The organism is Bacillus sp. GBSW19 (genome assembly GCF_002998655.1).
Taxonomy (GTDB): Bacteria; Bacillota; Bacilli; order Bacillales; family Bacillaceae; genus Bacillus.
In genome coordinates, this window is the sequence record NZ_PVRF01000001.1 from 1,140,290 (window position 1) to 1,158,424 (window position 18,135).

At 41.4% G+C, this 18,135-nt stretch carries 18 protein-coding genes; all 18 read right to left on the reverse strand.

Going from position 1 to position 18,135, the window contains the following annotated elements; all coding sequences use genetic code 11:
• Positions 1-69 precede the first annotated feature (69 nt).
• On the reverse strand, positions 70-1,341 hold the full coding sequence (locus C6344_RS06015; RefSeq protein ID WP_106036826.1) for a tetratricopeptide repeat protein: 1,272 nt from the start codon (positions 1,339-1,341) through the stop codon (positions 70-72).
• A gap of 290 nt (positions 1,342-1,631) precedes the next feature.
• Positions 1,632-2,918, reverse strand: coding sequence for a 3-phosphoshikimate 1-carboxyvinyltransferase (gene aroA / locus C6344_RS06020; RefSeq protein WP_060596737.1), 1,287 nt, complete (start codon positions 2,916-2,918; stop codon positions 1,632-1,634).
• 10 nt (positions 2,919-2,928) lie between these two features.
• Positions 2,929-4,044, reverse strand: a complete 1,116-nt coding sequence (locus tag C6344_RS06025) for a prephenate dehydrogenase (RefSeq protein ID WP_060596839.1) — start codon at positions 4,042-4,044, stop codon at positions 2,929-2,931.
• A 115-nt stretch (positions 4,045-4,159) separates the two neighbouring features.
• On the reverse strand, positions 4,160-5,257 hold the full coding sequence (gene hisC / locus C6344_RS06030; RefSeq protein ID WP_034661979.1) for a histidinol-phosphate transaminase: 1,098 nt from the start codon (positions 5,255-5,257) through the stop codon (positions 4,160-4,162).
• Positions 5,258-5,267: 10 nt separating this feature from the next.
• Positions 5,268-6,071: a tryptophan synthase subunit alpha gene (gene trpA / locus C6344_RS06035; protein WP_060596738.1), complete on the reverse strand. Its 804-nt coding sequence runs from the start codon at positions 6,069-6,071 to the stop codon at positions 5,268-5,270.
• A complete protein-coding gene (gene trpB, locus C6344_RS06040) occupies positions 6,068-7,267 on the reverse strand; it encodes a tryptophan synthase subunit beta (protein ID WP_106072826.1) in 1,200 nt (399 codons plus the stop codon). The genes trpA and trpB overlap by 4 nt, the downstream gene beginning before the upstream one ends.
• Positions 7,248-7,907, reverse strand: coding sequence for a phosphoribosylanthranilate isomerase (locus tag C6344_RS06045; protein ID WP_081311402.1), 660 nt, complete (start codon positions 7,905-7,907; stop codon positions 7,248-7,250). The genes trpB and C6344_RS06045 overlap by 20 nt, the downstream gene beginning before the upstream one ends.
• 5 nt (positions 7,908-7,912) lie before the next feature.
• A complete protein-coding gene (trpC, locus tag C6344_RS06050; RefSeq protein WP_106072827.1) occupies positions 7,913-8,665 on the reverse strand; it encodes an indole-3-glycerol phosphate synthase TrpC in 753 nt (250 codons plus the stop codon).
• On the reverse strand, positions 8,658-9,680 hold the full coding sequence (trpD, locus tag C6344_RS06055; protein ID WP_106072828.1) for an anthranilate phosphoribosyltransferase: 1,023 nt from the start codon (positions 9,678-9,680) through the stop codon (positions 8,658-8,660). The genes trpC and trpD overlap by 8 nt, the downstream gene beginning before the upstream one ends.
• Positions 9,652-11,199 carry an anthranilate synthase component I gene (gene trpE / locus C6344_RS06060; protein ID WP_106036829.1) on the reverse strand — a complete coding sequence of 516 codons (1,548 nt, stop codon included), beginning with the start codon at positions 11,197-11,199 and terminating at the stop codon, positions 9,652-9,654. The genes trpD and trpE overlap by 29 nt, the downstream gene beginning before the upstream one ends.
• A 231-nt stretch (positions 11,200-11,430) precedes the next feature.
• The gene (gene aroH / locus C6344_RS06065) at positions 11,431-11,814 is read right to left on the reverse strand and encodes a chorismate mutase (RefSeq protein WP_034661065.1); all 384 of its coding nucleotides are present in this window, start codon (positions 11,812-11,814) and stop codon (positions 11,431-11,433) included.
• A complete protein-coding gene (gene aroB, locus C6344_RS06070) occupies positions 11,811-12,902 on the reverse strand; it encodes a 3-dehydroquinate synthase (protein WP_060596744.1) in 1,092 nt (363 codons plus the stop codon). The genes aroH and aroB overlap by 4 nt, the downstream gene beginning before the upstream one ends.
• Positions 12,902-14,074 carry a chorismate synthase gene (gene aroC, locus C6344_RS06075; protein ID WP_060596745.1) on the reverse strand — a complete coding sequence of 391 codons (1,173 nt, stop codon included), beginning with the start codon at positions 14,072-14,074 and terminating at the stop codon, positions 12,902-12,904. The genes aroB and aroC overlap by 1 nt, the downstream gene beginning before the upstream one ends.
• Before the next feature lie 73 nt (positions 14,075-14,147).
• The gene (locus C6344_RS06080; protein WP_060596746.1) at positions 14,148-14,927 is read right to left on the reverse strand and encodes a CheR family methyltransferase; all 780 of its coding nucleotides are present in this window, start codon (positions 14,925-14,927) and stop codon (positions 14,148-14,150) included.
• Positions 14,928-15,072: 145 nt separating this feature from the next.
• A complete protein-coding gene (ndk, locus tag C6344_RS06085) occupies positions 15,073-15,519 on the reverse strand; it encodes a nucleoside-diphosphate kinase (protein ID WP_034661072.1) in 447 nt (148 codons plus the stop codon).
• Between the two features lie 129 nt (positions 15,520-15,648).
• Positions 15,649-16,611 carry a heptaprenyl diphosphate synthase component II gene (gene hepT, locus C6344_RS06090; RefSeq protein WP_034661075.1) on the reverse strand — a complete coding sequence of 321 codons (963 nt, stop codon included), beginning with the start codon at positions 16,609-16,611 and terminating at the stop codon, positions 15,649-15,651.
• A gap of 24 nt (positions 16,612-16,635) precedes the next feature.
• Positions 16,636-17,340, reverse strand: a complete 705-nt coding sequence (locus tag C6344_RS06095; RefSeq protein ID WP_034661076.1) for a demethylmenaquinone methyltransferase — start codon at positions 17,338-17,340, stop codon at positions 16,636-16,638.
• A 3-nt stretch (positions 17,341-17,343) separates the two neighbouring features.
• A complete protein-coding gene (locus tag C6344_RS06100) occupies positions 17,344-18,111 on the reverse strand; it encodes a heptaprenyl diphosphate synthase component 1 (protein ID WP_106072829.1) in 768 nt (255 codons plus the stop codon).
• Positions 18,112-18,135: the final 24 nt, after the last annotated feature.

Below are 18,135 nucleotides of genomic sequence, written 5' to 3' on the forward strand. Positions count from 1 at the left end.
CCCTCCTCTATCGTAAATTAAATTGCTATACATGAATTATTCAACAAACCAGTTCTTCATTCCTGCAAACTATAAGGAAATTTCGTCTTCAATTCTTAAAATCGTTTCTTCGATTTCTTCATTCGTGCCATCTTTCTGAAGAACTTTGCGTAATAGCGGCAATGCTTCTTTTTGTCTGCCTTCTTCTAAAAGGAACGAAGCGTATTCATATAAAAAGTCACGCTCCTCATCAAAATCAGGCAGAGCCAGCTTGAAGTAATCGGCTGCTTCTTTGTATTCCTCTCGTCCAACAGAAGCAGATGCAGCATACCAATTCCATTTTGGATCATCTTCCCCAAAGCTTTTAACCTCTTTAATGACATCCAGGATTTCATCAAAAAGCTCTTCATTTAAATAGATCGCGAGCAATGTTTGAACCGCTTCAATATATCCCGGATCAAGAGCAAGTGCTTCTTGAAGCAGCTTTTTCGCATCTTCTGAATCCCCATTTTTCAAGTCAATCTTTGCACCATATAAATATAATTCTTTGTTATACTCATCAATTTTAATACCCTCTTTTACTACCTCTAAAGCCTCCTGATATAGTCCTTCTTCCTCATAACTTTTCGCTAAAGGCATATAAAGAGACGAATAAGACGGATCAATATCTTTTAGTTCTGAAAGCTGCTGAATGGCTGTTTTCGTTCTGCCGGCCCTCATCGCTGTAAATCCGTAGCCAAAAAGTGTATTCGGGTCTGTTTGATCTTTTACTGCCTTTTCGTACCATTCAAGCGCATCTTCAAATTCTCCAGCGGTGCTGAGTGATTCAGCGAGTCTCTGGTAAACATTGACGCCGCCAACCTCATGTTGTTGATCTGCGACTTTGTAGAAATAGTCGGCGGCTTTCTTTGAAAGACCTTGTGAAAAATACAATTCACCTAACGCAAAATCAATGATGGCTTCATCTGGAAGCAGTTCTTTCGCTTTTAAGAGCTTTTGTTCACTGACTTCAAATAGTCCTTGCATTTGATACAAATCTGCCATTAACAATAAACTCTCTGGATACGCATCATCATCTTCAGGAATCGTCTCTAATACCGAAATCGCCTTTTCTTCTTCATCAGAGTCAATCAGTAGCTCTGCATAAAAACATGTTAACCCTGTTTCCTCTGGATATAAATCATGTAAATCACTGATGAGATTCCGCGCTTTATCGATATCTCCCCAATCATAATATAACTGAGCTGCCTGCGCCTTTTCTTCATCATGCAAATGATTTTCTGCCTGAGCAAGTGTTTGGAGTCCTTTTTCAGTCTCACCCGCCTCAACTAATTTTATGGCTTCTTGTAATGAACTATTCAAATCAAACCGTTCCTTTCTGTTTCCAAAAACCTAAACTATTGTTACTTCATATCATAATCGACAGGTACTCATCCAGCAAATATGTTGCTCTTTTAAAATGAACCCATTTTTTTGTTTTAAAGACTGTTTTTCATTTCATCCTTTACGAAACGGAAGTTTTGTAAACTGCAAGCACCTGAAATTCATTTTTTTATCGGATAAAATGATTTTTTTCCAGGTTTCATCTTGAGACAAGCTATGCTATATTTCTTACAAATATGCATAAGGAAAGAAAAAGCCTGAGGACATCCTCAGACTGTTTTGGTTAAGTATTCAATGTGTTCAAAGAAATTCGGGTATGATACACGAACAGCATCTGTATCTTCAATCTCAACAGCTTGCTTTGTGATGCAAGCAGCAACCCCCAGCATCATACCGATTCGGTGATCTCCGTAGCTTGACACGATAGCGCCGCCTTTAAGTGTGGTTTTACCATGAATCTTCATACCATCATCAGTTGCTTCAATTTCAGCACCGAGTTTTTTAAGTTCTGACACGACGGTATCAATTCGATTGGTCTCTTTTACTTTTAACTCAGCAGCATCTTTAATAATCGTTGTTCCTTCTGCTTGTGTCGCTAGAAGCGCTATAATCGGGATTTCGTCGATGAGTCTTGAAATCATGTCACCAGAAATTTCAATTCCTTTTAATGAAGAGGTTGAAATCGTTAAATCACCATACGGTTCTCCGTCTTTTGCATCTACTTCTTTGATCTCAAGATTCGCACCCATTTGTTTCAGTACATCGATAATACCCGTTCTTGTTTTGTTTAGCCCGACATTTTTTAACACAATCCGGCTGTTAGGAACAATAGATCCAGCAACAAGGAAAAATGCAGCTGAAGAGATGTCTCCAGGAACAAATATATCTGTTGCTTTTAATGTTTGACCGCCTTCAATGGAAACACTTTGTTCATCTTCGTCTAGTTTTACACCAAACATAGAGAGCATTCTTTCTGTATGATCTCTTGATTTATGCGGTTCAGTTAATGTTGTTGTTCCCTCTGCTTGAAGCCCCGCTAAAAGGACAGCGGACTTAATTTGGGCACTTGCCACCGGAGATTCATATGAGATACCTTTTAAATGACCGCCACGAATAGACAGTGGCGTATACTCGCCGTTTGCTCTGCCATCTATTTTCGCTCCCAGTTGTTTAAGTGGACCTGTTACTCGTTGCATTGGTCTTTTAGCAATACTCTCATCACCGATCAGTGTACTGTGAAACTCACAACCAGCTAATATTCCCATCATTAATCGAATGGTTGTACCAGAATTCCCAACATCGAGGACGTCAGACGGCTCCTTGAGCTCTTTCAGTCCCTTACCGTGGATCACAACATCTGTCCCTTTTTGTTCAATTTCAACGCCCATCTTTCTAAAGCAATCAATCGTACTTAAACAATCGGCTCCAGGAAGAAAGTTTTTCACCACTGTAGTCCCATCAGCAATTGCACCAAACATCACTGATCTATGAGAAATGGATTTATCCCCTGGAATATGAATGACTCCATTCATAGGAGCATTTTTATGAATTTTCATGTTTGTCACCTCAGTCAGCATAAAATGTATCGTAATTCGCTCTATTTTTTATACAGATCTCTGCACGCTTACGGTCGTCATCTGTTTGAAAACTAATGCGCAAAATCCCATTAATGTCTTCTCGCGTTTCAATAATACGGATATTCGTAATACTGATGTTTTCATTTGCTAAATGCCCTGTAATCTCCGAAATGACCCCAGGGTGATCTGGAACATCCACATAAAGGTCATAAAAAGCAGGAATGGCACCTTTTTTCCTAAGAGGAAGTCCATCGCGATATTCCTTTGCCTCTTGAAAATAAGAGAACAAGCCTTCAGCGTCTTCTTGCTGTACAAAGGTCTCAATGCGGTCGATCTCTTTTTTCCATTCATGGAACCGGTCTAAAATCTTGTTTTTGTTGTGCAGAAGGATATCTCGCCACATTGCAGGATTGCTTGAAGCAATACGTGTAATGTCACGAAAGCCTCCAGCAGCAAACCGTTTGACAAGTGGGAATTGTTCTTCAAAATGATGTGCTTGATGCACAAGGCTGGCTGCAACAATATGAGGGAAATGACTAATCACACTTGTTACACCATCATGTTCTTCTGGAGTCATCTCAATGAAATGAGCATTTGTCCCCTTTAACAAGTCCTTCAAACGATCAACAGCCTGGCGATTTGTTTCCTTTGCCGGCGTTAAAATGTAGAATGCATTTTCAAATAAAAAGTCTTTCGCTGCAATGACTCCTGACTTATGAGAGCCTGCCATCGGATGTCCACCAATAAATTGGTAGTGCTTAGGAAGCGTTTTTTCAGCAAAATGGACGACCTTTTGCTTTGTGCTGCCAACATCGGTAATTGTGAGCTCTCTCTCAATTCCAGAGTTTGCAATCTCACGAAGCATCTTGACTGTTTGCTGAACTGGTGTTGCCAATATAATAGTCGCAGATTCATCCAAACCTGCCGCAAATGAATCAGCTGCTAAATCAATGATACCCAACTTTGTTGCCGCAACCATTTGTTCTTTGGACACATCGTATCCTACAATTTTTTTATGGGGATACTCTTTTTTAATCGACAGTGCGATGGAACCTCCAATTAAGCCAAGTCCAGCGATTAATATTGTTTCGTTTGCATCATTCATGTTCATCACCTGTTTTTTCACGAAAATTAAAAAAGCCATTTCAACAGCTTATATGTATATGAGGTTGGTACAATGAAAGCCATATCCTGCCTTAGGATATGACTTTATGGTTATGCTACGCACGAATGCCTTGCATTAAATCGGCAAGTGTACTTAGAATTTCTGCATTTTGCTCCATTGTTCCGACCGTAATACGTAAAGAAGTCGGAAAACCAAGTGCTTTACCAGAACGAACAATGTAGCCTTTTTTCAATAATGCATTGAATAATTCATCTGCATCTCTCTTAAAATCAATCAGCACGAAGTTTGTTTGAGACGGATAAATAAAAAGTCCAAAACGGTCAGCAAATTCTTGATATTGCTTGAGACCTGCTTCATTTTTCTGTCTGCAAGATTGAATGAAATCCTGATCTTTTATCGCTGCACGTGCAGCTGCCTGAGCGATACGACTCGTATTAAACGGCTCTCTCGCTGGTTCAATCGCAGTAATCAACTCTTCCGACGCAATGCCATAGCCTACTCGAAGTGCAGCCAGTCCATACGCTTTTGAAAACGTTCGGAGTACGATGACATTTTGATAGGAGTGTAATAAAGATAAGCTGTTCGGAAAGTCTTCCGCACGAACGTATTCGACATATGCTTCATCTAGTACAACAAGCACATGAGCTGGTACTTGGTCTAAAAACGCCACAAGCTCAGATTCTGACAAATGATTTCCCGTCGGGTTATTCGGGTTGCATACCCAGACGACCTTCGTGTTCTCATCAATCGCATCCAGCATGCCCTTCAGATCGTGAGCTCCTCCGTCTAAAAGCGGCACCTCTCGAATCTCTGCCTGCTCAATGACGGCATTGTGACGGTATTGCGGAAAAGATGGAGCTGGGATGACGGTATTTGTATGTTGGTCAAGGAATGCCCTAGCAATAATTTGCACAAGTTCATCTGAGCCATTCCCGAATATTAATTGTTTTTCATTTACTTGAAGAAACTCAGCAAGCTCCGTTCTTAAACTTGCGCTGTATCCATCTGGATAGATCGCTAAATGTTCGAGCTCAGCTTGTATCGCCTCTCTTGCATGTAAGGAACATCCAAAAGGGTTTTCATTTGAAGCCAATTTCACAATCTTGTCTAATTGATATTCTTTTTTGACCTCTTCAATTGGTTTCCCAGGTTGATACGGTTTTAGTTGTTTTAATTGATCTTTGATTTGCAAAAGTTTCACCTCATTTGAATGAATAGAGGGGACTAAATGTTTTTGCATAGGTTTCAAATTCTCTTAAAGCTTCTTGACGTGTATCACTTGCTAACAATTGATCTTGAAGTTCTTCAATTTTTTTCACAAGTGCACTGCCTACAACGACACCGTCACTCAGTTTATTCATTGAGTCTACCTGCTCTCTTGTTGAGATGCCAAAACCGACCGCAACCGGTATGTGACTCAGCTGTTTCACTTGTTGAATAAAATCAGTAATCGATTCGTCAAAGGTTTGTCTGACACCTGTTACACCAAGAGATGAAACACAATACACAAAACCTTCTGCCTGCTCTACAATGTTTACTAATCGTTCCTTGCTGGTTGGTGCAACGAGCGAAATATATGAAATGTCATAAGTTTGACAGTTCTTTTGCAGCTCACTGCTCTCTTCAAACGGCAAGTCGGGTGTTAAGAGTCCCGAAATATGATTTTTGCGCAGTAAAGCGAAAAAGTATTCTGTGTCTAATTGTAACACAGGATTATAATACGTAAATAGAATTACAGGAATTTTTACACCATTTTTTTTCATCTTCCCTGCTAATTCTATCGCTTTTACGATATTCATGCCATGATTTAGAGCTCTTTTGGAGGCTCTTTGAATGACAGGACCGTCCGCTAGCGGGTCGGAATAAGGGACACCTAGTTCAATCGCATGTGCACCGGCTGCTTGAAGGGACACAGCTAAATCAATCGTGACTTCTTCTGACGGATCTCCTGCCGTGATAAATGGGATGAATAATTTCTCGCCTTTCTCTAATTGAAATGTGATCATTTGGTTTTGCCCTCACTTTCAAACACATTCATTAATGTATGCACATCCTTATCTCCTCTTCCTGACAGGCAGACAAGGACGATTTCATCTTCATTCATCGTCCTGCTCATCTCAAACGCCTTGGCTAAAGCGTGTGCTGATTCAATCGCTGGCAGGATTCCTTCCTTTTCTGTCAGCAGCTTTAGCGCATCCAGTGCTTCTTGATCTGTAGCACTCACATATTGAACCCGGCCGCTCGCATGTAAATATGCGTGCTCTGGCCCGATCCCAGGATAATCTAAACCAGCTGAAATGGAATAGGGCTCAATAATCTGGCCAAATTCGTCTTGGATTAAATATGTCAAAGATCCATGAATGACCCCTTTTGTCCCCTTCGTAATGGTTGCTGCATGAAGCGGCGTATCGATTCCTTTTCCAGCGGCTTCTACACCAATAATATCAATCTCTCCATCTAAAAACGCTCGGTACATTCCAATGGCATTACTTCCGCCGCCGACACAAGCAATGACTTTATGTGGGAGCCTGCCTTCTTTTTTAATTATCTGCTCTTTTGCTTCATCACCAATCATCCGCTGGAACTCACTGACGATTTGGGGATACGGGTGAGGTCCTACAACTGAGCCGATCATATAGAAATGATCACTGCAGTGCTGGACCCAGTAACGAATCGCTTCGTTGGTTGCATCTTTTAATGTGCCGTTCCCGCTTGTGACAGGTATGACCTCAGCGCCAAGGAGCTTCATTCGGAATACATTGAGTGATTGTCTTTCCACATCCTCTTTCCCCATAAATACCGTGCAGGATAATCCAAACTTTGCGGCCACCGTTGCAGCTGCTACTCCGTGCTGTCCTGCGCCTGTTTCCGCGATGATGTTTGATTTCCCCATTTTTTTCGCAAGCAGAGCCTGCCCAAGTGCATTGTTAATTTTATGAGCGCCTGTATGGTTTAAATCTTCTCTTTTTAAATAGATTTTTGCGCCGCCGAGGTATGCTGATAATTGATCAGCATATGTCAGCGCAGTCGGTCTGCCTGAATAGTTTTGCAAAAGGGAAAGATATTCTTGCTCAAAAGCAGGGTCTTCTTTTAATTCTTTAAATGCTTGTTCGATTTCTTTGAGTGGCTGCATGAGCGTCTCAGGAACAAATTTCCCTCCGAATTCTCCATATCTGCCAATCTCATTTGGATATGCGTACATCGTTTAACATCCTTTCTTCGAGCGCTTTGATCTTAGCACTGCTTTTCTTGCCGTTTTCTTCTATGCCGCTTGAAAGATCGATCGCTTTTGGGCCATAGGCAAGCAGCTCTGGCAGCGTTTCTGGTGTTATTCCGCCTGCAATGATGCATGTTTTCTCCAGTCGTTTTGCCTGCTGAATGTATACAGGTACCGCTTCCCATGTAAAAGCTGTGCCAGAACCACCTCTCATTCCTTTTACTTTCGCATCAATGAGGAAACCATCGACAAACGGCGCAAATGCCGTCATTTTATCGAGTGTTTCTTTTACATCGGGCTCGTGGTGAAAGACTTTCCACACAATCGCTCCTGTTTGTTGTTTTATTTCTTTTGCATCCTCTCGTGTTTCATCTCCATGCAGCTGCACGATATCTAAAGGAATATGCTTTGTGATGTCACACACTTTTTGGATTTTTTCATTTACAAATACACCAGTAATCTCTTTCTCGCACTGCGACTCGGTAAGCCATTGTTTCACTTGTTCTGGATCGACTTGTCTTTTACTTGGAGCAAAAATAAACCCGATCGCATCTGCTTGAGATTGCGCAATGCATTCTACATCTTCTAGTGAGACCGCTCCGCAATATTTTAAAAAAGGCTTCATCGTGATCATTCACCAAACAACGTCTGGACGGCTTTTTCTTGTGAGGGTTCTCTCATTAATGATTCACCTACAAGGACAGCACTCGCTCCATGTTTTTTAACAAAGGTCAGATCATCAAATGTCTGAATACCGCTTTCACTTACTAGTAAGACATCCTTTGGAACAAGTGGTGCAATCTCTTTTGTTTGCTCAACTGTTGTTTTAAATGTTTTTAAATTTCGGTTATTCACGCCAATGATTTCAGGGGTGAATAGGTTTAAGATTTGTTCCAGTGTATCTGCTGCATGAACTTCGACAAGAATATCTAGTCCTTTTTCCTTCGCTTCAACATAGAGTTCATGCAGCTGTTTCGGTTCAAGCACTTCTCCAATTAATAAAATGGCATCTGCACCGATACGTCTTGACTCTTCTACCTGTATGGAATCGATGATAAAGTCTTTTCTTAAAATTGGACGTCCGACGTGTTCTTTAATTAAGGAAAGATACTCGTTCTTCCCTTGAAAAAATGGTTCATCTGTTAAGACTGATAAGCAATCAGCATTCGATTTTTCGTATGCTTTTGCTGTTTGCAGAGGATCAAAATTCGGCTGAATGATTCCTTTGGAAGGAGATGCCTTTTTCACCTCAGCAATGAGCCCAATCGAACGGTGAGGATTCATCAGTGCTTCTTTAAATGATCGTCTTTCATAGTTTCCATCATCAGGTAACTCCAACGTTTGGATATGTTCTTTTTTGCGTGCAATGATTTGATTAAGCATAGATCTCTTCCTCTTTCGTTTTTTGTCTTAAACGAGCCAATTGTTCTTTGGCTGCTCCGTTTTTTATCGTTTCTAATGCTTTTAATGTTCCTGCCATGAGGCATTCAGACTTGCCTGCGATATATAAAGCCGCTCCGGCATTCAGAGCTGTAATATGAAGCGGCGCTCCTTCTGTTTGATGATTCAATATATTCTGAATCAATTTTGCGCTCTCTTCCGGTGATTGGACCTGAATATCTGATAAGTATCCTTTTTCCAGTCCAAAGTCTTCTGGGTTTAGCGTATATTCTGTCATGGCACCTTTTTTGAGTTCAATCACATATGAATTTGCTGTAATCGTTAATTCATCCAGCCCGTCTTCCCCACATACAAACAAGACATGCTCTGGCTCTAATGGGGCAAGGGCTTCCGCCATTAATTTCGCCTTTTCCTTTGCATACACACCGATGATTTGCTTTTTGGCTTGCATCGGGTGGCAAAGCGGTCCTAATAGATTAAATACCGTCCGGAAGCCAAGCTGCTTGCGGACTGCTGCTACTTGTTTCATAGATGAATGGTACAGTGGTGCAAATAAAAAGCCCATGTTTTTGTCTTGTATTTGTCTTCTCGTTTCTTCTGGAGTGGATTGAATGTGAATGCCAAGACACTCTAGCACGTCGGCACTTCCGCTTTTAGAAGAGACTGAACGATTTCCGTGTTTTGCGATTTTAGCACCAGCGGCGGAAGCCACAATGGCAGCTGCAGTTGATATATTAAATGTAGAGAGTCCATCGCCTCCTGTACCGCATGTGTCAACGACATCGAGCGATCTTTCCGCTGGTGCTGCCTTTTGCCGCATGGCCCTCACGAAGCCTGTCATTTCTTCAGCGGTTTCTCCTCTGTGCGCTAAAATCGATAGACTTGCAGCGACTTCAGCATCTGTTAAAGATCCGCTCATCATATCATGCATTAGCCTATGGGCTTCATTTTCTGATAGGAAGCCTCCGTTAACAAGAGCTGAAAGTCGCTGATTCATCCTGCACACTCTCCTTTTCTGAGAAAATATGTTCAGCAAGCTGAATGGCCTTCAGAAGCGCTCCTGCCTTGTTACAAGTCTCTTCCCATTCATTTTCTGGAACAGAATCTGCGACAATGCCAGCGCCTGCTTGTATGGAAGCGGTCTGATCTTTGATGCTCATGGTGCGAATGGTAATACAAGAGTCGATATTGCCGTCGAACCCAATATAGGCAATACAGCCGCCATACGTTTCCCTTGGCTCAGGCTCCATTTCATTTAATAATTGCATCGCTCTTATTTTCGGTGCCCCTGTTAATGTGCCTGCAGGAAAAGCGGACATGAGCGCATCGACTGGGTGTGTATCCTGCTTTAGCTTCCCTGTCACAATGGAGATGATGTGCATGACATGTGAAAAGTTCACAACTTTTGTAAAGGTCGGTACAGACACACTGCCGTATTCTGCTACGCGGCCGACATCATTTCTGGCTAGATCTACTAACATGTAATGTTCTGCTTTTTCTTTCTCATCCTCTAACAGCTCTCTTGCAAGCGCAGCGTCCTCTTCTTTTGTTTTTCCTCGTTTTCTTGTGCCTGCAATGGGGTGAATTTCTAAGTGCCCATTTTTGGCATGGATTAATCGTTCTGGCGAGCTTCCGACTAAATCGCGGTCTTTTAATTTCATAAAATACATGTATGGAGATGGATTCACAATGCGAAGCACGCGGTATAATTCAAATGAACTCACTGACACTGGGATATCAAAGCGTTGTGAGAGGACGCCTTGAAAAATATCACCTGCTCGAATGTATTCTTTGATTTTTTCTACGTCCTTTAAAAATTGCGCTTTTTCATAGGTTGACGTCACATGTTCAAAGGACGGTGATTCGTTCATATTCCCTGATAAAATCAGTTCTTTCATATCAATCTTTGTATGGAGCTTGTGAATCATCTGTTCAAGCCGCTTTTGATTTTCTTTATAAGCTTGTATTTTTTCGTCTTCTGTTTCATTTCCGGTCAGCTGGGTGTATTGGATAAAATGAACATGATTCGTTTCATGATCAAAGGCAATCATCGTTTGGCAGACAAATAGAGTACAATTGTCTGTCGTTGATGCGCTTAGGTGTGGCCTGACAGAAGGTTCAATACTTGGAATAAGATCGTAACTTAAGTACCCAACTGCCCCGCCTGTAAATGGGATGTCAACATCTGGTGTCTTGATTTGGTATTGCTCTTTCATCCAGTCTAGTAAGTCTTTCAGTTCTTGCTTTTTCATGACTTCCTGCCCTGCAGCGTCACGTGCAATATATTGGTTTTGGTCATCGTGTAAGGTTAAAAAAGGATGTAATCCGATGAAGGAATATCTCGACCAGCTAGAAGACTCGTCTCTGCTTTCTAGCAGATACACAATATCTTGCTTGAGTTTTTCGACAATTTGAATCGGTGAGAGCGTATCAACTGTAATGGTTTCAACAATCGGGATTGTTTTGTGGGACTCGCTGTCCCTTAAAAATTGGGTCAGGTTTGATTGGGAATTCATAAGCACACTCCTTAAATGGGATTAAGGAGAATGAGGGGACATATAGAGGGTTTGTATGAGTATACGAAATAAGCCTAAAAGAGGGTTGCTCTTTTAGGCAGTATGATGAAATAGACGTATCGTATCTCTGCTCAACTCTACTCATCTCAACTACCCTAGTCTCATTCTCATCTTCTCTAAGCTTGCAATGCCGTTTACACCTGTGTGTAAACTTCGGCTGTTCATATCGTATTATAATTCCTTGTTTTTTGTCAACTGTAAATCAGGGCGAAGCGTCACAGCTTCTTCCAAGTACACATGCTGCACATCTTCCTGCTTTGTGTCTGTTTGGACCGTCATTAAAACGCGAATGCAATGCTTTAGACCGCCTTGAATGTCCAGCTCCTGCATACAAGTAACAGGCACATACGTCCATCCTTCAAACTGACGAAGGGCTTTTGCCGGAAAAACGGAGTGAATATCTTGTGTAGCTGAAATTAAGATCTGCACGACACGTTCTGGATCTACTTGATTTCTTGAAATAATCGCTTCTAGCAGCTGTTTCGTTTTGTTTAACACTTCTGTTTCTGTATCTTCTGTCACAGTTGTAGCCCCACGTATCCCGCGAAACATCATAGACATCCCTCCTCCCGTTTCCATTCTTCGAGCCAGTGATGCAGCTCATCTTTTGTGAAAGACTGCAAGACAGCGTCTCCAACCTGTTTTAATAAAACAAATTGAACGGTTCCGCCTCTTGCCTTTTTATCACCAATCATTCGGTCAACAAATGTTTTCGTGGAAATGTTTTGAGTGACTTGTACCGGGAATCCGAGTTCTTTCATCCAATTTTTTAGTTCCATCCGATTGAGGCTGAGTCCCAGCTTCTTTTCGCTCACATATAGCGCAAACTGCATGCCGATTGCAATAGCATCTCCGTGCGTGATAACGCCGTATCCATACTCTGCTTCAATGGCGTGCCCAAGTGTATGACCTAAATTCAAAAATGCACGCACGCCTTGTTCTCTTTCGTCTTTTTGAACAATCGACGCTTTGACTTGAATCCCTTGATACAGCATATGTGCCAGCTCGCTCTTTGAACATTCCGCCAAAGAACGAATGGACATCAGTTCTGATAAAAAGTCTTCACTTGAAATGAGGGCATGTTTGATGACCTCAGCAAAGCCTGACCTCATTTCAATTTGAGATAGTGTCTCAAGCATACTCGTATCATAGATCACAGCTTTCGGCTGATGAAATGCACCGATTAAATTTTTACCGAGCGGGTGGTTAATCCCTGTTTTCCCGCCAACTGCACTGTCATGTGCCAGCAGCGTCGTCGGCACTTGAATAAAATCAATGCCTCTCATATAACTAGCAGCAACAAAGCCAGCCAAATCCCCAATTACGCCTCCTCCCAGCGCAATGATGCACGAGGAGCGATCCAGCTGAAACTGAATGGCCTTCGTATGAATATGCTCAAACTCAGCAAAAGATTTCGACTGCTCTCCGCTTGGCACAACCACTTTATGCACAGACCACTTCTGCTTAAGTAATCGAACCATTTCATCACCGTAAATGGCATCAACAGCTGTATCTGTAACGATTAGGAGCTTCGTATAGGAATGCCCCGTGGAAGTCATCAAGTCGACGATATTGCGTTTAATCCCATCACCGATGTATACAGGATAAGTGGCTGAAGACGTCTTAACTTCCAGTGTTTTCATTAAAATTCCCTCTGAAGCTGGCGCATTTTTTCAACATTTTCTTTAATGCGGTCGATTTGATCAAGACCAAACTGCTCAACAACAGCATTGGCAATTTCCCAAGCCACGACTGCTTCTGCGACAACACTTGCGGCAGGAACAGCACAGCTGTCAGAACGTTCAATACTTGCGGAGAAAGGTTCTTTTGTTTCAATGTCAACGCTTTGAAGCGGTTTATAAAGCGTTGGGATTGGTTTCATGACCCCTCTTACGACAATTGGCATACCAGTTGACATTCCGCCTTCAAGACCGCCTAAGCGATTTGTTTTTCTCGTATAGCCTTTTTCTTCATCCCAGATGATTTCATCATGGACCTCACTGCCATTTTTAGAAGCCGCCTCGAAGCCGATACCGAATTCAACCCCTTTAAAAGCGTTGATACTCAGAACAGCACCTGCAAGCTTGCTGTCTAATTTGCGGTCATAGTGAACATAGCTTCCGACTCCAACCGGCATTCCTTCAACGATAACTTCAACAATTCCGCCAATTGAATCACCGTTTTTCTTCGCTTCATCAATGGCATCCATCATTTTTTGACCTGCTTCACTGTCGTAGCAGCGAACAGGCGACTCTTCCGTTACCTTTTGCAAATCTTCAATCGATTTATATGTCGTATGAGCTGCTTTCACTCCGCCAATTTCAAGAACGTGGCCAGCTACCTTGATTCCTAGATGAGCCAAGATTTGTTTGGCGACTGCGCCTGCTGCTACGCGAACGGTTGTCTCGCGGGCTGATGAACGCTCTAATACGTTTCGCATATCACGATGTCCATATTTAATCGCACCATTTAAATCCGCATGTCCTGGTCTAGGGCGTGAAATTTGACGCTTCATTTCACTCTCTTCTTCTTCTGTGATCGGCTCTGCCCCCATCACCTTTGTCCAATGCTTCCAGTCGTTGTTTTCAACGACAAGTGCAATAGGAGAACCTAATGTTTTCCCGTGGCGAACACCACTTAACACTTTCGCTTGGTCTTTTTCAATCTGCATTCTTCGCCCGCGGCCGTGACCTTTTTGTCTTCTAGCCAATTCATAATTGATGTCATCCTGCTCTATGTAAAGTCCCGCTGGAACGCCTTCAATAATTGTGGTCAATTGTGGACCATGTGATTCACCTGCTGTTAAGTATCTCATGACTTGATCTCCCTTCATCGCATTAACGCTTTTAAGTAAAACTATGATAACACACTTACTACTAAAAAGTCAGCTACAACCCCTTCTTTTGATAAAAGAAAGTATCAGCAGATGTCAGTCCAAACTTTTCTGGGTGAAAAATTTGTTCAGTAGAACCCACAAATAATACGCCATTTGGTTTTAAACTGCTGCTCATTTTCAAGTAAATCTCTTCTTTTGCCTCTTCTGTAAAGTAAATGAGGACATTTCGGCACACGATAAGATCAAGCTGTTTTTCATAAGGATCTGCTAAAAGGTTGTGCTTCTTAAATTGAATGTGCTTTCGCACATCATCCTTCACAGTGTAAAATGAAGAATCTTCTTTTGTGAAATATTTTTGCTTGATTTGATCTGGTACCTCTTGCAATGATCGTTCATGATATCTTCCTTTTTGAGCTGATTGCAGAACTTTATCATCAATATCAGTTGCAATAATTTGGAAGTCCTTCACGAGCGGATGGCTTGATAGAAGCATTGAGAGTGTATACGGCTCCTCTCCTGTCGAACATGCTGCACTCCATATTTTTAGGGTGCCGCTGTTTTTCGAAAGCAGCGGAAGAATTTTTTGGTCAAGCACTTCCCAGCGCTGATAGTTTCGGTAAAATTCTGACACATTGATCGTCATTCGATCCATCGTCTCATCTAATAGTGCTCTATCCTTTTCAAGGGCAACCGCGAATGCTTCAAAATCTCTATATCCTTTTTTATCATAAAGTGACGTTAATCTTCGTTTCATTTGTGCTTCTTTATATAAATTCAGATCCACCCCGGTTAGTTTTTTCCATTTTCCGACAAATACTTGATATTGATCCATCAAAGTCCTCTCCTGTCTCATCTATCTTTGTCCTAGTATAGCTGTTTTTATCGAAAATTTGTATCTTCTCATGCGAAATTTCGTGTAGAAATATTCATATAAAAAAAGCCAAGGTGCTCATTTGATGAACACCTTGGCTTGAACCTTAATAAATCCAGCTTGAGATGGTTTGATCCCAGCTTGTGAGTTCTTCTTGTTTGAAGAATAAGTTGATTTCTCTTTCAGCACTTTCTGGTGAGTCTGAGCCATGGATAATGTTTTTTCCAACCGTCAATCCATAGTCTCCTCTTATTGTGCCTGGAAGTGCTTCCTTCGGGTTTGTTTTGCCGATAATCTGTCTTGTTACATCTACTACCTGTTCACCTTGCCATACCATTGCAAATACTGGTCCTGACGTAATAAAGTCAACCAATTCCCCGAAAAATGGTTTTTCTTTATGCTCTCCGTAATGTGTTTCTGCTACTTCTTTTGGAATACTCATTAGTTTTGCACCAACAAGCTGAAGCCCCTTTTTTTCGAATCTTGACACAATTTCACCGATTAATTGTCTTTCCACACCATCAGGTTTGACCATAAGAAATGTTTTGTCCATATACGTTCTCCACCCCGTCGTTATGTATGTATAGGCTTACATTGTTACAAAGTGATCGTATCATTTTTTTTTATAATAATCAATTTTTGACAAAAAATTTCACAAAAAAACCAATCAACAACATGTTGATTAGAATTTTCGTTTTCCAATATATTTGGCAATGGAGGCGAGTGACGTTTTTGCTCGTCCTCGAGGAAGTTTGTCCAGCTGTTCAAATGCCTTCTTCAAATACATTTCACTCACTCGAATCGAGCGGTCGATCGCATCTGTTTGTTTGAGATGTTCAATCACAGGCTTCAGCTGCATTTCCGTTGTTTCACTATTAATCAGCTTTAATTGGCCTTCGAGTGCCTGGTTCTTCAGTGCATATAAGACCGGGAGTGTGACATTTCCTTGTAAAAGGTCTCCCCCAACAGGCTTACCAAGCTCTTCTTCAGTTGATGTGAAATCAAGCACATCATCAATGATCTGATAGGACATACCGACATAATAGCCAAACCAGTAAAGGGCTTTATGTGTTTTCTCATCTGTACCTGCTGCTATCGCACCTAACTGGCAGCTGCCTGCAATGAGCAAGGCTGTTTTTCGTTTGATTCTTCTTAAGTATGTACGCAGGTTTTGATCCATATTGTATTTGTCTTTCACTTGCTCGATTTCACCAAGACAGAGCTCGACGACCATCTTTGACAAAATTTCATGCGCCATTGGGTGATTGATCTTTGTCATATACTCAAGCGATCTTGCAAACATATAATCTCCTGTGTACATGGCAATTCGATTGTCCCATTTTGCCTTAATCGTTGGCTTGCCTCTTCTCAGCTCAGCATCATCAATGACATCATCATGAACGAGCGATGCCATATGAATCAGCTCAAGAGCAACGGCAACATATTTAATTTTATTAATGTCATAGTCGCCAAACATGCCTGAAAGGAGAACAAAAACGGGGCGGATTCGTTTTCCGCCCGCTTGCAGCAAATGAAGACCAGCTTCACTTAATAATGCATAATCAGAGCGAACTGTTTGTTCAAGCTCTTTTTCAATAATATCGATATCATGATTTAAAAAAGAGATCATTGCTTTTAGTTTCATTATTTTCACCCAAATATCGTTTATTCAAAGCTTCTTTCCGATATGTGTTGCTGCTACACCGCCTGTAAATGGATGATACGAGACATCAGACAGACCCGCCTCTTCGAAAAGAGCCGCCAGTTCTTTCATGCCAGGGAACGCTTTGGCTGATTCTTGAAGCCATGAATACTCCTGATAGCTTTTGGCAAACAGTTTACCAAAGAGCGGCATGATGTATTTGAAATAGACATAGTAACCTTGTTTAAACCCAATCATTTCAGGCTGTGATGTCTCAAGACAGACAACCATTCCACCAGGCTTCACGACTCTTGTCATTTCCTTTAGCACCGTTAAGTAATCAGGGACGTTTCGTAGGCCAAAACCGATCGTGACATAATCAAATGTGTTATCCTCAAAAGGAAGCTCCATCGCATTGCCGTGAAGCAGTTCAATTTGATTATAGCCCCCAGTTTTCACCTTCGTTTCTCCAACACTCAGCATATTTTTACTAAAATCAAGGCCTTTGACTTCGCCTTTTTCGCCTACAGCATCAGCAAGCGCAATGGTCCAATCGGCTGTTCCGCAGCATACGTCTAATGCTTTGGCTCCTTTTTGAACATTCATGAGTTTCATTGTTTTATCGCGCCACTTTTTATGCTGCTTAAAGCTGATGACAGAGTTCATTTGATCATAATTTTTATAAATTTTTTCAAATACACCGTGTACTCGCTGTTCTTTTGATTGCTGCATGACTTACCCTTCTTCCACTTTCTGATGGTACGCAGGCTCATTTTTCATATGATCCAAGCGATTTAATAGCTCTTTTTGAACGACCGGAGATGAAACAAGATGCTCCTTGATCGATCGTTTGGCCTTTTCATAGCCTTCCTTCTTAAAGTTGTCAAAACATGTATAGGCGTCCGTATAGCTATCGTTCAAAAAAAGTTTTAAATGTTTGTCATCTTCTGCTTGTTTCATGAAACGCTTATAAACAAGGAAACGACTTGCAATCTCATTCCAATGCGTTAATTGAAAATGCTCAGAAACCCTTTGGAATAACGCAGACTCAACAGTTGCTACACTTTTGTAAAAGTGCGCTGCATCTTGAATGGATCGATCATACAGTCTAATTTTATGTTCATTGATCTCTTTGATCGCCGTTGCGAGCGTGCGAATCATGTAGATGTCTTTCATGTCAGAGAGAAGAGAATAATAGAGACCGCTGAAATAGTCTCCTGCTAGGATGGTCAGCTGACGATTTTTGAATTCGTCTTGTTTGATGGCTGCAGCAGTTGTGACTTCGTCATGGGTATCAAGGGCAATTTGTACAAGCATCGCCGTTAAAATATAATTTTCTTTTTTCTCTGCATCAATTTGAGCTTCATCAAACATTGCATGAAAAAGAAGGAGCTTATCTTCATCGATGAGTGGCGCACGTAAATGCTTCGCCAAATAAGGATGAGAAAGCTTTTTATTTAATTTTATATTTAGATTAGATAAAATTCCGTAGATGTCTTGCAAAGATATCACCCTTGTCCCAAAAAT

What these genes read in the sequence shown, in the direction of transcription:
- aroA (WP_060596737.1), bottom strand. Translation starts at nt 2,918, where the DNA reads ATGAAAATTCATAAAAATGCTCCTATGAATGGAGTCATTCATATTCCA.
- C6344_RS06025 (WP_060596839.1), bottom strand. Translation starts at nt 4,044, where the DNA reads ATGAATGATGCAAACGAAACAATATTAATCGCTGGACTTGGCTTAATT.
- trpA (WP_060596738.1), bottom strand. Translation starts at nt 6,071, where the DNA reads ATGATCACATTTCAATTAGAGAAAGGCGAGAAATTATTCATCCCATTT.
- trpB (WP_106072826.1), bottom strand. Translation starts at nt 7,267, where the DNA reads ATGTACGCATATCCAAATGAGATTGGCAGATATGGAGAATTCGGAGGG.
- C6344_RS06045 (WP_081311402.1), bottom strand. Translation starts at nt 7,907, where the DNA reads ATGAAGCCTTTTTTAAAATATTGCGGAGCGGTCTCACTAGAAGATGTA.
- trpC (WP_106072827.1), bottom strand. Translation starts at nt 8,665, where the DNA reads ATGCTTAATCAAATCATTGCACGCAAAAAAGAACATATCCAAACGTTG.
- trpD (WP_106072828.1), bottom strand. Translation starts at nt 9,680, where the DNA reads ATGAATCAGCGACTTTCAGCTCTTGTTAACGGAGGCTTCCTATCAGAA.
- trpE (WP_106036829.1), bottom strand. Translation starts at nt 11,199, where the DNA reads ATGAATTCCCAATCAAACCTGACCCAATTTTTAAGGGACAGCGAGTCC.
- aroH (WP_034661065.1), bottom strand. Translation starts at nt 11,814, where the DNA reads ATGATGTTTCGCGGGATACGTGGGGCTACAACTGTGACAGAAGATACA.
- aroB (WP_060596744.1), bottom strand. Translation starts at nt 12,902, where the DNA reads ATGAAAACACTGGAAGTTAAGACGTCTTCAGCCACTTATCCTGTATAC.
- aroC (WP_060596745.1), bottom strand. Translation starts at nt 14,074, where the DNA reads ATGAGATACTTAACAGCAGGTGAATCACATGGTCCACAATTGACCACA.
- C6344_RS06080 (WP_060596746.1), bottom strand. Translation starts at nt 14,927, where the DNA reads ATGGATCAATATCAAGTATTTGTCGGAAAATGGAAAAAACTAACCGGG.
- ndk (WP_034661072.1), bottom strand. Translation starts at nt 15,519, where the DNA reads ATGGACAAAACATTTCTTATGGTCAAACCTGATGGTGTGGAAAGACAA.
- hepT (WP_034661075.1), bottom strand. Translation starts at nt 16,611, where the DNA reads ATGAAACTAAAAGCAATGATCTCTTTTTTAAATCATGATATCGATATT.
- C6344_RS06095 (WP_034661076.1), bottom strand. Translation starts at nt 17,340, where the DNA reads ATGCAGCAATCAAAAGAACAGCGAGTACACGGTGTATTTGAAAAAATT.